We start from the raw sequence: 12939 nt of genomic DNA on the forward strand, positions 1-12939 counted from the left end.
AGTCACTACAAGAATCACCCGATGACCGGGTGGGAAGCGAGCACGGCATGGACACCACCACGAACGACCAGCCTGGGACGGTGCTCGTCTCCGGAGCGAGCTTCGCCGGCCTCACGACGGCGATCTGGATGCAGCGCCTGGGCTACCGGGTCACCGTCGTCGAGAACGCCCCCGGACTGCGCAAGGGCGGCACACCCGTCGACCTGCGGAACGACGCGATGACGATCTTCGACCGCATGGGGGTGCTCCCCGCCGTGCGCGCGAAGGCCCTCCCGCCGCGCCGGACCGAGTTCGCGGACGTCGACGGCACACCGATCGCCGCGATGGAACCGGAGGACACGAGCGGGACGCTCGTCATCGACGACTACGAGGTACACCGGTACGACGACGTCGAGGTCCACCGCGACGACCTGCTGGCCGTGCTGTGGGCCGAGGCCGAGGGCACCGTCGAGGTGGTCTTCGACGACGCGATCACCGAACTCACCGATGTCCCCGGCGGCGTCCGCGCGGCGTTCCGCACCGGAGCGACCCGGGACTTCACGATGGTGCTCGGCTGCGACGGCAACCACTCCGGCGTGCGTCGACTCCGGTTCGGGCCCGAGGCGGACCACAGCCACTTCCTGCACCACTACACGTCCGTCACGATCGTGGACGGCACGGTGATCCCGCCGTGGACCTCACGGATCCAGAACACCCCGGGACGGACGCTGCTGCTCAACTCCTACGAGGACACCACCGACGTCGTCTTCGTGTTCTACGCCGACCACGAGATCCCGTACGACCACCACGACGTCGACCAGCAGAAGCAGATCATCCGCGAGCGGTTCGCCGACGCGGGCGAGCCCTTCACCGGGCTGGTCGAGCGGGCGCTCACCGCCGACAACTTCTACTTCGACAAGCTCAGCCAGAACCGGCTGCCGCGGTGGTCCTCCGGCCGGGTCGCGCTCGTCGGCGACGCGGCGTACTGCCCGTCCCCGGCGGCCGGGATGGGCGGCTCGGTCGCGATCCTGGGCGCGACGGCCCTGTACGACGCGTTCCTCGCCACCGACGGTGACATCGAGCGCGCCTTCGCGGAGTACGAGCGCGCGTTCCGACCGACCGCCGAGAAGATCCAGACGGAGACCGAGCAGTTCGGGCTGCCGATGATCTTCCCGGACACCGCCGAGGCGATCGCAGCGCGCAACGCGCAACTCCTCGGGGAGATGCCGGCGGTCTGACGCCAGCCGCGACGCAGGTCCGGACCATGTGTCGAACGGGAGGCCCGGTTCCAGCTGGCACCGGGCCTCCCGTCCGACAGGTTGTCGCGACCGCGGCCCGGGATCACGTGTCCGCGTGCGCCCTGCTGTCGTCGGCCTCGGCCGCCTGTCGGTCGGTGGCGTCCAGGGACCCGAGCAGCCGGAGCGCGTCCGCGGTCGGTGAGCCGGGCTCCGCCGTGTAGACGAGGAAGCTCAGGCTCGGGTCGCTCATCAGCCGCGAGCCCTCGAAGAACAGGTCGAGCGCACCGACGACCGGGTGCACGAAGTGCTTCTCCCCGGTGGCGTGCCGGCGGACGTCGTGCGCGCCCCACTTCGCCCGGAACTCCGGGCTCAGCGTCGAGAGCTCGCCGATCAGGTCCTGCAGGTCCCGGTCGTGGGGGTCGTGGCCGGCGGCGGCGCGGAGGATCGCGACGCTCTGGTCGGCGGCGAGGTCCCAGTTCGGGTAGAACGCGTCGGCCCACTCGCGGTCGAGGAACGCGGCGCGGGCCAGGTTGGGGCGTGCTGCCCTGCGGAAGAGGTCGGCGTACAGGGCCCGCCCCAGCGCGTTCGCGCCCAGGATGTCGAGCCGGTCGTTCCGGATGAATGCCGGTCCGCCCGTGAAGGCATCGAGGGCGTACTGCAGGCCGATGCGGAGCGTCTTCGGCGTGGTGGAGCGTCGGAGGCCGCGCACCGGGGAGGCGTTCGCGGCGCGGGCGAGGTCGAACAGGTGGTCGCGTTCGGCGTCGTCGAGCAGCAGCGCGTCCGCGATGGCATGCAGCACGCTGTCGGAGACCCCGGAGAGGTTGCCGCGCTCGAGTCGGGAGTAGTACTCCACGCTGACGTCGGCGAGCACCGCGACCTCGCCGCGGCGCAGCCCGGCGACCCGACGGTTCGGTCCCGCCGGCAGGCCGACGTGTTCCGGACGCACCCGGGCACGGCGGCTGACGAGGAAGTCCTTGACGTCGTCGCGGTTCGTGCTCATGAGCCGACCCTACGAGTCGAGGTGGGAACGAGGGATGCTCTGCCAGGACACCCGAGGACCGGTCTCCCGCCCACCGCGATCGCGGTCGAACGCGACGACGGTGGGAGCCCGGAGGATCGCGCGCACGGTCGCCTCGACGGTGAGGTCGACGCTGTCGATCCACTGTCCCCGATCGCCGAAGCCGGCGCGCATCGTCGCGTCCAGCTCGCCGTACCCGTCGAACGCGAACCGCTCGTCCACGCTCCGTCCGTCGTTGCGGGCACGACAGGCTGCTTCGCCGGGCGCGAGGACGACGAGCCGGGCGCGCTGCTGCGGGAGCTGCCGGACCAGTCGGTCGAGGTGGTCCCCGTCGGGCAGGACGACGTCGATGATCGGCGTGAAGCCGCTCGCCGCGAAGTTGTGGGCGAGCGACCCGGTGTTCCGGTGGCAGAGCTCGACCTGGCGTGCCGCTTCCTCAGCGGGGTGCCCCAGCGGCCACACCGCGCCGGACACGATCATGGCGTTGAGGTCGTCCGCCGCGATCCGCGCGGCACGCGGGAGCGCCGCAGCCAGCGCGCGGGTCACCGTCGACTTGCCGGACCCTGGCATCCCGGTCACGATCCAGGGGACGGTACCGACGCCTGTGGCCTGGTCCGTGATCTCAACCACGGGTCGCTCCGCTCGACCAGAGCCACCGCAGCGCGTCGGGCAGCAGGACGCCGCCGTGGTTCGGTGAGTGGCCGCCGTCCCCGACGACCAGGCGGAAGTCCCAGCCGGCCCGCGCGAGGGCGGACGCGGTGTCAAGGCTCTCGGCGAACCAGTTCTCCTCCGGCTGGTCCCAGTGCAGGTCCCGGTTCGCCGCGTGCAGGAACACGCGTGTGGGGCGATGTGGCACTGAGGCGAGCAGCGTCGGGTAGGGGTTCCCGCCCGGCATCTGCGCGAAGCTCGGGTTGAACGCGATGACCCGTCCGAATCCGTCGGGACGGGTCCACGCCGCCGTGAGCGCGGCGTTGCCACCGCTGCTCCCCCCGCAGATCCCGCGCAGCATCGGGTCGCTCGCGATGCGCCAGCGTGACGCGACGGCCGGCAGGACCTCGTCCAGCAGGAACCCGGCGTAGCGGTCGTCGAAGGCGTCGTACTCGGCATTGCGGTGCTTGGTCTGGACCCCGTCGACGTCGATCACACCGGGGTCGACGAACACGCCGATCATCTGCTGGACGTCTCCGGCCGCGGCGAGGTTGTCCAGCACCGTCCCGCCCCGGACGGCGCCGTCGGGATCGAGGTACCACCAGCCGTCGTTGAACACCATGACGGCGCTCTCGACCGCCGCGGAATGGCCGGCGGGCCGGTGCACCCACACCGTCCGCACGGTGCCGGGGAACCGGTCGCTCGCGTCGAACCGGAGTTCCTCGATCGTGCCGGCCGGCACGTCGACCCGGACCTCGGAGTCGGGCCCGTACGCGTACGACACGTCCTGCTGCGCGATCGGGAGATGAGCGAACGGCACCGTCGGGGACACGGCCCGACTGTACCCAGCGGTCGCGGGGGCGGTGCAGTGACGGACTGGAGGCCCGGTGCGGGTGAGCCGGTCAGCTCACCCGCACCGGGCCTCCAGTCCGGTCCGCTGCGGACGCAGCGTCGTCCACGTCAGCCGCGGATGAACGCCAGGATGTCGGGGTTGATGACGTCGGCGTGCGTGGTCAGCATGCCGTGCGGGTAGCCCTCGTAGACCTTGAGCGTCGCGTCGCTGAGGAGTTCCGCCTGCTTCAGGGAGGCGTCCTTGTACGGCACCACCTGGTCATCGTCGCCCTGCAGGACCAGGACGGGCACGGTGATGGCCTGCAGGTCCTCGGTCTGGTCCGTCTCCGAGAACGCCTTGATGCCCTCGTAGTGCGCGAGCGCGCTGCCCGTCATGCCCTGTCGCCACCAGTTGTCGACCACCGGCTGCGACGTCGTCGCGCCCGGACGGTTGAAGCCGTAGAACGGGCCGGACGCCACCGCCTGGAAGAACTCCGCGCGGTTGGCGGCCAGCGCCTGCCGGAACCCGTCGAACACGGAGATGTCGGTGCCCTCGGGGTTGGCCTCGGTCTTGACCATGAGCGGCGGGACAGCGGACACGAGGACGGCCTTGGCGACCCGGCCCTGCGGCTGGCCGTACCGGGCGACGTAGCGGGCGACCTGGCCACCGCCGGTCGAGTGGCCGACGTGGACGGCGTCGTGCAGGTCGAGGTGCTCGACGACGGCCGAGACGTCGCTGGCGTAGTGGTCCATGTCGTGCCCGGTGCCGATCTGCGACGAGCGCCCGTGGCCCCGTCGGTCCGAGGCGACCACGCGGAACCCCTCGGCCAGGAAGTACAGCATCTGCGCGTCCCAGTCGTCGGACGACAGCGGCCACCCGTGGTGGAACACGATCGGCTGGCCGTCGGGGCTGCCCCAGTCCTTGAAGTAGATCTCTGCACCGTCGTCGGTGGTCACGAATCCCATGTCGTTCTCCTCTGGATGGTCGTCGGGTCTGGATCGGTGTGGTGCGGGGTCAGCCGAGTTCGGTGATCGCGTCGGTGATGACCGCTGCGACCTCGGCGGGGTGGGTCTGCATCACCAGGTGCGGCGCATCGAGCTCGACGACCCTGCGGACCCCGGCCCGCTGGTAGCCGAAGCGCTCGACGTCCGGGTTGATGGTGTGGTCGGCGCTCGAGACGATGCCCCAGGACGGCTTCGTCTTCCACGCTGCCGCGGAGGCCGGCTCGCCGAACGCGACCGCGGACAGCGGACGCTGCGAGACCGCGAGGACCTCCGCGCGCGCCGGGTCGAGGCCGCCCGCGAAGACCGCCGGGAAGCGGTCGACGGCAACGGAGACGTCCGTGCCGGGTTCGGCGCCGTCGACCGGGTACGGCGAGTACACGAGGGCCGCGGCGAGGTCGCTGTCGGGGAAGCCGCCCTGGAGCGCACCGAGGCTCTCACCCTCCTCGAGTGCGTACGCGGCGACGAACACCAGGCCGACGACGTTCTCCGCGACGCCGGCGACCGTGAGGATCGCACCTCCGTAGGAGTGCCCGGCGAGCAGGACCGGTCCGTCGATCTGCTCGACGAACGACCGGATGTACGCCGCGTCGCCGGACAGGCTGCGGTTGAACACCGGCGGGACGAGGACCTGGTGGCCCTGGTCGAGCAGGAGCCTCGTGACGGGAGCCCAGCTGGAGGCGTCGGCGAACGCCCCGTGGACGAGGACGATGGTGGGGGATCCGGGCATGGCGCGGTCCTTCCTGGTCCGGAGCCGGTGGCCCGGACCTGCGTCGGTGGGTGGGTGTCGGTCCGCTCGTGACGGTACGGACCGGCACCACCGGTGCACATCGGTCGTGGTGACCGAGATCTGCCGCTGGATGACCTAGTCGTCCGCCGCCTGCCCGCCGTCGGTCGCGAGGACTGCCGGCAGCTGCTGCCGGGTCGAGATCCCGAGCTTCTGGAACGCGGCGTAGAGGTGCGCACCCACCGTCCGGGGCGAGACGAAGAGGTGCTCGCCGATGGCCCGGTTGCTCATGCCCCGCGCCGCGAGCGTGCAGACGCGGAACTCCTGCGGGGTCAGCAGCTCGACGCTGCGGCGCCCGGCCGTCGGCAGGCGCTCCCCGGTGGCCCGGAGGGCGTCGCGCGTGTGCTCCTCCCATGCCGGCGCGGGCATCGCCCGGAACCGGTCGTGGGCGGCGTGGAGTGCGGCGCGGGCGACGTCGTTCCGGCCGGCCCGACGCAGGCGGCGCCCGAGTCGGAGGAGCGCGCGGGCCTGCAGGTAGGGCATCGGCCAGCGCTCGTGCTGCAGGGTCGCCCATGCCGACTCGAGTTCGTCGTCGGCGATGAGTGCGAGCCGGGCGTAGTCGACCGCCGTCCGCACCATGGGCGTGTGCCAGCGCGCGTGGAGCCCCTCGAGGTCCACCAACCGCTGCTCGGCGTCCGCCCGGTTGCCCGACTCCAGTGCGGCGTCGACGAAGTCGTGGGAGGTCAGCACGGCGAACGACGGGTTGTGGGCGTCGTGGTCGGGGTCGAGCAGGCACCGGAGGCGCTCCAGGGCCTCCGTCGCCCGACCGGAGACCAGGTGCGCCGCCCCCTCGGCGCCGAGGACCGTCGCGCGCATGGCGCTGGAGCGGAGCACCTGCGCGCCCGCCTCGGTCCCACCGGTGATCCGCTCCAGGTCCGGCAGTTCACCGTCGAGTGCGTCGAACCAGGCGAGCGCGCACCGCGCCGCGGCGGAGAAGCCCGGGTCGCCCAGGTCACCGCCGAGCGCCACGGCCTGTCCCGCGAGGGCGCGCGCCCGTGCGACGTCCCCGGCGAGCGAGGTGGTGAAGGAGGTCCCCATGAGCGCCTGGGGGAACGTCCGCAGCTCCCCGCGTGCCTGCATGCTCGCGAGGGCTCGGTCGAGCAGGACACGGGCGGTCTCGATCTCCCCGACCAGGTTGAGGGCGTAGCCGAGCAGCCAGGCGGACTCCTCGTCGTCGGCGTGCGGTGCCGCGGCGAGTGCACGTTCCATGACCTGGTCGCCCCGGGCCACCGGCTCGGTCCGGGCCGCCAGCAGGATCGACCGCGGGTCGTCGTCCGGGAGCCCGAGGGCCTCGACGACGACGAGCATGGGGTCGCCGGGGTCCGCCTCGGTGGTGTGGTCCCAGGCGATCGCGGCCAGGTGCAGCAACGCGGCGGTGGCGTGTTCGACCCCGCCAGCTGCCTGCATCGCGGACACGGCGTGGAGCGCCGGGCCGAGGTCGCCCAGGGCGAGCCCCGTCCGGCCGGTCGGCAGGGTCTCGGCGACCCAGGCCGCGCGCGCCGCGAGCAGCGGGTCCGGGGCCTCCTCGCGCGCTCGCTGCACGAGGAGCGCCGCTTCCGACACCCGGCCGGACAGCCCCGCGAGCTCGGCCGCGACGATGCGCCGCTCGACCCGCGCGGCGACGTCCGACGAGAGCTCGGCCGCTCGTTCGTACGCCCGGCTCGCGACGAGGGGGTCGGACATCGCCGTCCGTCCGACGCCGAGCGCGGTGATCTCCTCGGCCAGGGGATCGTCGTGACCGGTGGCGAGCTCGGCGCGCCACCATACCGTGCGCGCCGGGTCGTCCTCGTGCTCGAGCACGAGGGACCGCAGGACCGCGGTCCGCTCCGTCGGTGACGACGCCGACAGGACTGCCGACTGCACGAGCGGATGCCGGAAGTGGATCCCACGTGGCGCGACCCACTCGAGCAGCGACGACGCCGAGGCCTGCTCGGTCCACGTCGGCGTCGGGAACCGCCCGATGGCCCGTGCGGCGACCCGGGCCGCCTCCTCTGCGCTGGTCCCGCCGGACAGTGCCACGGCGAGGATCGCCAACCGGACGGTCTGGTCCAGCTCCGCGTACCGATCGGCGAACTCCTGCTCGACCCGACCGACGACCGGGCGCTCTCGGGGCCGTCCCCCGGATGCCGACCGGCCGAGTTCGTGCAGCGCCAGCGGGTTGCCCTCGGCTCGGAGTACGAGGTCGCGTCGCGCCGGCCCCCGTGGCGCTCCCGGCACGGTGTCGAGCAGTTCGTCGGCAGCCGAATCATCGAGCGGGGCGAGGTGCAGACGTCGGAGACCGGGGTCCTGCGCAGTTGCGGTGTCCCGCGTGGTCATGACCATGACGACCGGGTCCTCACCGACGCGACGGGCCAGCATCCGGAGTGCCCACTCGGAGGGCGCGTCGACCCAGTGCAGGTCCTCGGCGACGACCAGGAGCGGATGAGCGGCGGCAGCGTCGGAGAGCAACGTCAGGGCTGCGAGTCCCGCGAGCAGCGGCGAGGGCTGGTCGCCCGACGTGCGCCCGAACACCACCTCCAACGCCTGCCGCTGCGGTGCCGGGAGGTCCGCGATGCCGTCCCGGAGCGGGTACAGGAGCAGGTGGAGCGCGGCGTACGGCTCGGCGGACTCGGCCAGGGTGCCGGTGGTCGTGAGGACCCGGAGACCGTGGCTGCTCGCGTCCGCGACGACCGCGGCGACGAGCGACGACTTCCCGATGCCCGCTTCACCGTCCACCACGAACGCGGATCCGCCGCCGGCGACGTCGCGGACGGCATCCCGGAGGACGGCCGTCTCCCGCTCACGCCCGATGACGGGCTGCGCCATCGTCACGTCGTCAGTATGCCAGCGGCACTGCCTGCACGCCGGTGCGCGGTCGCGTCAGTCGTCCGGGTGCAGGCTCGCGTCTGCGGGGCCCGTCCGCCAGGCCGTGAAGTGCACGGTGAGGTCGGCCCGCGACGGGGCGCAGCACATCGGCCCCGCGGACACCGTCGCATCGGGGTCGAGCGGGGCGACCCGCACCAGACGCCAGGGCTCGTCGTCGACCCGGGCACGGATGGTCAACGCGTCGCCGGAGCGGCTGGCGCGGACGGTGACGAGCCGCCCGTGCCACCCGGGAACGGGCGCGAGGGACCAGTCCGACACATCACGGGTGACCACGGCACCGAGGCTGTCCGCCCCGTCGCTGCGCTCGACGCCGGCCTTGGTCCACGTGGTCTCGTCGACCTTGACGAAGATGCCGGCCTGGTCGAACTGGGCGGAGAAGTCCAGGTGGAACGCGACCTCCATCGCCGTGTCCTGCTCGAACGGTGTGAGCAGCGCGTGCTCGGTGTCGTGCACGAAGCCGTAGGAGGTGATGCGCCAGGCATCGCTCTCCTCGACCGCGGTGACGTGCATCCCGTCGTCGGTGACCTCCGTCCGGGCGGGCGCGTTCGTCCAGGTGCCGGTGGTCCAGTCGATGTCGGTCATGGGTCGACCGTATCCGGCGGCTCGCCGACCTGGACGGACCCGCAGCGCGTTCCTGACCGTGCTCGACCGGGGCGGGTCAGACTGGCCGCATGACCGACCCCGGCACCTCGACCCCGACCTCGGACTCGACCCCGACGGCCACGACGCGGTACGACCGGCGGATCGGACGGCGGGACGTCACGGAGTGGCGCTCCCGCGCCGGCAAGCGCCTGGCCGAGCGGCACCGGAGCCTGGCGCAACGCGTCGGCGCCCGACGGGCCCTCGTCACGACCCTGGCGGTCGGCGGCGGGATCGCGGTCGCCGCGACGGCCGCCGCGGCGTACATCTACGACGGTGTGACCGGCCGTGACGGGATCGAGAGCCTGGACGGACCGGCACTCGCGCGGGCGAAGCGCCTGCGGTCCCCCGCCGTCGACGGTGCCGCCGCCGGGATCGCGCACGCCTTCGGCCCGGTCGCGATGCCGGTCCTGACGATCGGGGCCGCCGTGGGCTTCGCCGTGCGTGACCGTCGACTGAGCCCCGCGACCCTGCTCGTCGCCGCGGGTACCGGCTCACTCGCGATGACCCTGATCGGCAAGGACCTGATCAAGCGCAACCGTCCGCGGCGTCGCGATGCGATCCCGCCCTTCGAGAAGTCCCCGTCGTTCCCGTCCGGACACACCCTGAACGCGACGACGATCCTCGGCGTGATCGCCTACCTGATGGCCCTCCGACAGGAGCGGAACGGCCCGCAGGTCGCCGTGATCGGGACGGCGGCCGGCACCGCCCTGACGGTGGGCCTGTCGCGGGTCCTGCTCGGTGCGCACTGGTTCACCGACGTCGCGGTGGGGTGGGTCACGGGGGCGGGGTGGCTGTCGATGATCATCACCAGCCACCGCCTGTACCTCAGCACACAGGACGACGACGGTGCGCGGCACCGCGCGGACCGCGCGACGACCGGCGCCTGACGACGGACGGGAGGCCCGGTGCCAGCTGGCACCGGGCCTTCCGTCCTGCGCGTGGTCGCGGCCGCAGGCCGTCAGCCCGTGTACGTGTACGTGCTGACCCAGTCGATGAACAGGTGCCCGGGAGCGCCCCAGTTCCCGACCTGGAACATGTACCGGTGCGCGGTGGTCGGCACGTTCGACGTGATGGTCCGGATCACCCGGCCGTCGAGCAGGTACGTCACCGACCTGCCGGGGATCCACTCCACGGAGTAGGTGTGCCAGCTCCGCCAGGTCACCCCGGTGCTCATGCTCGTGGCGGTCGACTCCTGGCCGGGCACCATCGAGTGCTGATGGAGCATCGGCTCACCCGCGAAGTCGGCCTCGGGGTAGTCGATCTCCCCGTCCGACCAGACGTTCGACGTCGGCCACAGGATGAACGCCGCCCCGTTGCCGTCACCGCCCGAGGCCTTGGCGCGGACGGAGAACTTCCCGCCCACGTGTGTCCAGGCGTCGCCCGGTGTGCCGAACGTCCCGGCGGCACCGTGCTGCCCGTCGAGCCGGACGTCCATCAGGCCGTTGCGGGCGCTGATCTGCGAGCCGGAGGAGTACATCCCTCCGGTCCCGTCCGGGTACGGCTGCCACGAGTTCGCGTACGTCCTGGCGAACGGACCGTTCGCCGACGCGTCCCTGCTGAAGTTCTCGACGAACGTCTGCCGGAACTGCCCGACGTCGCCGACCGGGGCGGTGACCCCCGCGTAGGCAACGGTTCCCGTACCCAGCGGTGCCACCACGGCGGCGCCGACGAGTGTGGTGACGAGTGCTGTGGTCCTGATCCTTCGGTGGTGCATGTGCTGTCACTCCCTGACGTGACGGAGGCCCGCCCCTGCGGACCCCCCAGCCGGATCTCGGCTGCGCGTCGAAGATAGGGGAGCCCGAGGGCTCGACGCAGGGGCTTGACACTGCTCGGGGTGACGATCTAGGCGGGCCCTGGTCAGGTGCTGCCAGGCCCGTCCGGGTGTCGCCGCCGGTGTCCGACGTTGCGCACCCGGTCAGCGCAGGCTGCGCAGGACGGCGTCCTCCTCGACCGGTGTGAGGCCGGAGCGTCGGGCCCGAGTCAGCCCGCGGGCACGCTCGTCCGCCAGGACGGCTGCCACGGTCGGCTCGAGGGGGCGGGTCCGGCCGCCGGTCGCCACGAAGGCCCGACCGGAGCGCTGTGCGAAGGCGGCGTCCGATCGCGGAAGCCACAGGGGCAGGGAGCGGGGGCCGGCCCAGTAGCGGACGTCACGGTCGAGGAGCACGTCGTCCTCGACCTCGACCAGCTCGGTGTCGTGGCCGGCTGTGCGCGTGGGGCCGGCTGTGCTCGTCGTCACCTGTCGGAGGAAGTCGGCGAGGGGGACCGCCGGGCCGACCGCGTTCACGATGCCCGTCTGCCCGGTGCGACCGGCGTGGCCGATCCAGGCGGCCAGGTCAGCGACGTCGATGACCTGGACGGAGCGCCCCGCGGTCGTCGGCGACAGGACCCGTCCGCCCAGGCTCAGTCGCGCCGGCCAGTAGCCGAACCGGTCGCTCGGGTCCCCCGGCCCGACGACCAGACCCGGGCGGCCGATCAGCAGCCGGGAGCCCAGACGGGCGGCGCTGCTGCGCTCGGCGCTGACCTTCGCGTCCGCGTACTGCGCCAGGTCGCGTGGCTCGACCAGGGTCGCGGTCTCGTCGGCGTCGGGCTGGTCGTTGCGGGCGTACACCGAGACGGTCGACACGAGTGTCCAGTGCGCGGCCCGGTCGGCGAGGGCGTCCAGGGCCGGCTCGACCAGGTCCGGGTCGGCCGAGAGCTCGACGACCTCGTCCCAGTCCCCACGAACACCGTCGTACGCCCCGGATGCCCGACGGTCCGCCCGGACGAGGTGCGCTCCCTCGGGCACCTCGCCGGACGTCCCCCGCGCCAGACAGGTGACGTCCGTCCCCGCAGCGAGCATGTCGCGCACGACCGCGCGTCCCAGCCATCCCGTCCCACCCAGCACCAGAGCCCGCATCCAGCCAGTCAATCGTCCACGCGCACGCGGCGGGCTCGTGTCCGCTCTGGGCGGATGCAGTCAGCTCGCTGCGGTCAGCTCGTCCGACACCGCCCACAGGCGTTCGGCCGCCTCGGGGTCGAGCGCCCACGCCTTGACCCCGTGCGGGTGCTCGACGAGCGTCGCGGTGTCCGGGACCGTGTACGCCTCGTTGCCGTCGTCCAGGTAGTGCCCGCCGGTGTGGGCGAACTCGGGCGCGACCGCGGCGACCATCGTCGTCGCGGCACCCTGCTCCACGGACTTGTACGCGAACGCACCGGCGGCCTCGGCGGCTGCGAGCGACGCCCGTTGCGCCGCACTGAAGTTCCGCTGGAGCCCGGTCACGATCCCGCCGGGGTTCACGGCGTTCGCGACGATGCCGTCGTCGGCCCAGCGCCGGGTGGCCGCGACGGTGAACAGGACGTTCGCGGTCTTCGCCTGCGCGTAGGCGATCTGGGGGTCGTAGTCGCGCCGGGTGAAGTCGAGGTCCTCGAAGTCGACCCCGGCACGCATGTGCGCGGTGGAACTCAGGACGACGACGCGGGCACCGTCGCGTTCGGCCGCGCCGGTGGCGAGTGCCGCACGCAGACCTCGGGCGAGGGCGTGGTGACCCAGGTGGTTCGTCGCGAACTGCAGCTCGCGGCCGTCGACCGTCCGCTCGAGTCCGGACGTGACCACGCCGGCGTTGTTCACGAGCAGGTGCAGGGGCTCCGTCCACCCGTCGACGAAGCCGGCGACGGAACCGCGATCGGCCAGGTCGAGCACGCGGACGTCCGGCTGTCGTCCGGTCTCCCGCGCGATCGCCTCGGCCACGGTCGCGCCGGCGGTCGTGTCCCGCACCGCGAGCGTGACGGTGGCGCCGGCGGCAGTGAGGGCACGAGCCGTCTCCACGCCGAGACCGGACGAGGCGCCGGTGACGACCGCACGGAGGCCGGTGAGGTCCACGTCGACGAGCACGTCGGCGGCCGTGGACCCGGCGTCGAACCGGGTGTGGATGCGGGTGTCGGTCATGCAG

The 12939-nt window shown here is 72.7% G+C and carries 12 protein-coding genes; 2 read left to right on the forward strand and 10 right to left on the reverse strand.

Annotated elements, in window-relative coordinates; genetic code table 11:
• Positions 1 to 47 precede the first annotated feature (47 nt).
• A complete protein-coding gene (locus ASG04_RS04970) occupies positions 48 to 1217 on the forward strand; it encodes an FAD-dependent monooxygenase (protein WP_056121083.1) in 1170 nt (389 codons plus the stop codon).
• A 103-nt stretch (positions 1218 to 1320) separates the two neighbouring features.
• On the opposite strand, the gene ASG04_RS04975 is transcribed toward ASG04_RS04970, so the two are convergent.
• The 7 genes from ASG04_RS04975 to ASG04_RS05005 all read right to left on the reverse strand — a co-directional run bounded on the left by ASG04_RS04975 (position 1321) and on the right by ASG04_RS05005 (position 8950).
• Entirely contained in the window at positions 1321 to 2217 is an 897-nt protein-coding gene (locus ASG04_RS04975) for a helix-turn-helix transcriptional regulator (protein ID WP_056121085.1), read from the reverse strand.
• Positions 2218 to 2226: 9 nt separating this feature from the next.
• Positions 2227 to 2814 carry an AAA family ATPase gene (locus ASG04_RS04980; RefSeq protein WP_414835819.1) on the reverse strand — a complete coding sequence of 196 codons (588 nt, stop codon included), beginning with the start codon at positions 2812 to 2814 and terminating at the stop codon, positions 2227 to 2229.
• 43 nt (positions 2815 to 2857) lie between these two features.
• Positions 2858 to 3715, reverse strand: coding sequence for an alpha/beta hydrolase (locus ASG04_RS04985; RefSeq protein WP_056121087.1), 858 nt, complete (start codon positions 3713 to 3715; stop codon positions 2858 to 2860).
• A 128-nt stretch (positions 3716 to 3843) separates the two neighbouring features.
• Positions 3844 to 4680 carry an alpha/beta fold hydrolase gene (locus ASG04_RS04990; protein WP_056121089.1) on the reverse strand — a complete coding sequence of 279 codons (837 nt, stop codon included), beginning with the start codon at positions 4678 to 4680 and terminating at the stop codon, positions 3844 to 3846.
• A gap of 49 nt (positions 4681 to 4729) precedes the next feature.
• Entirely contained in the window at positions 4730 to 5446 is a 717-nt protein-coding gene (locus tag ASG04_RS04995) for an alpha/beta fold hydrolase (RefSeq protein WP_056121091.1), read from the reverse strand.
• A gap of 135 nt (positions 5447 to 5581) precedes the next feature.
• Positions 5582 to 8308 carry a helix-turn-helix transcriptional regulator gene (locus ASG04_RS05000; protein WP_056121093.1) on the reverse strand — a complete coding sequence of 909 codons (2727 nt, stop codon included), beginning with the start codon at positions 8306 to 8308 and terminating at the stop codon, positions 5582 to 5584.
• Between the two features lie 54 nt (positions 8309 to 8362).
• Positions 8363 to 8950: a DUF1349 domain-containing protein gene (locus tag ASG04_RS05005; RefSeq protein ID WP_056121095.1), complete on the reverse strand. Its 588-nt coding sequence runs from the start codon at positions 8948 to 8950 to the stop codon at positions 8363 to 8365.
• Positions 8951 to 9039: 89 nt separating this feature from the next.
• Here ASG04_RS05005 and ASG04_RS05010 point away from each other — a divergent pair, with 89 nt between their 5' ends.
• Positions 9040 to 9897, forward strand: a complete 858-nt coding sequence (locus ASG04_RS05010; RefSeq protein ID WP_056121097.1) for a phosphatase PAP2 family protein — start codon at positions 9040 to 9042, stop codon at positions 9895 to 9897.
• A gap of 71 nt (positions 9898 to 9968) precedes the next feature.
• Here the strand turns inward: ASG04_RS05010 and ASG04_RS05015 are convergent, their stop codons facing one another.
• The 3 genes from ASG04_RS05015 to ASG04_RS05025 form a co-directional block, all read right to left on the reverse strand.
• Entirely contained in the window at positions 9969 to 10724 is a 756-nt protein-coding gene (locus ASG04_RS05015; RefSeq protein ID WP_082517826.1) for a glycoside hydrolase family 16 protein, read from the reverse strand.
• 201 nt (positions 10725 to 10925) lie between these two features.
• Complete coding sequence (locus ASG04_RS05020; RefSeq protein ID WP_056121101.1) at positions 10926 to 11906, reverse strand: NAD-dependent epimerase/dehydratase family protein; 981 nt, start codon at positions 11904 to 11906, stop codon at positions 10926 to 10928.
• A 60-nt stretch (positions 11907 to 11966) separates the two neighbouring features.
• A complete protein-coding gene (locus tag ASG04_RS05025; RefSeq protein ID WP_056121103.1) occupies positions 11967 to 12935 on the reverse strand; it encodes an SDR family NAD(P)-dependent oxidoreductase in 969 nt (322 codons plus the stop codon).
• Positions 12936 to 12939 lie beyond the last annotated feature (4 nt).

The organism is Curtobacterium sp. Leaf183 (genome assembly GCF_001424385.1).
Classification (GTDB): Bacteria; Actinomycetota; Actinomycetes; order Actinomycetales; family Microbacteriaceae; genus Curtobacterium.

Bases quoted from the DNA above. Each gene is read 5' to 3' on its own strand.
- ASG04_RS04970 (WP_056121083.1), top strand. From the start codon at position 48: ATGGACACCACCACGAACGACCAGCCTGGGACGGTGCTCGTCTCCGGA.
- ASG04_RS04975 (WP_056121085.1), bottom strand. From the start codon at position 2,217: ATGAGCACGAACCGCGACGACGTCAAGGACTTCCTCGTCAGCCGCCGT.
- ASG04_RS04990 (WP_056121089.1), bottom strand. From the start codon at position 4,680: ATGGGATTCGTGACCACCGACGACGGTGCAGAGATCTACTTCAAGGAC.
- ASG04_RS04995 (WP_056121091.1), bottom strand. From the start codon at position 5,446: ATGCCCGGATCCCCCACCATCGTCCTCGTCCACGGGGCGTTCGCCGAC.
- ASG04_RS05000 (WP_056121093.1), bottom strand. From the start codon at position 8,308: ATGGCGCAGCCCGTCATCGGGCGTGAGCGGGAGACGGCCGTCCTCCGG.
- ASG04_RS05005 (WP_056121095.1), bottom strand. From the start codon at position 8,950: ATGACCGACATCGACTGGACCACCGGCACCTGGACGAACGCGCCCGCC.
- ASG04_RS05010 (WP_056121097.1), top strand. From the start codon at position 9,040: ATGACCGACCCCGGCACCTCGACCCCGACCTCGGACTCGACCCCGACG.
- ASG04_RS05015 (WP_082517826.1), bottom strand. From the start codon at position 10,724: ATGCACCACCGAAGGATCAGGACCACAGCACTCGTCACCACACTCGTC.
- ASG04_RS05020 (WP_056121101.1), bottom strand. From the start codon at position 11,906: ATGCGGGCTCTGGTGCTGGGTGGGACGGGATGGCTGGGACGCGCGGTC.
- ASG04_RS05025 (WP_056121103.1), bottom strand. From the start codon at position 12,935: ATGACCGACACCCGCATCCACACCCGGTTCGACGCCGGGTCCACGGCC.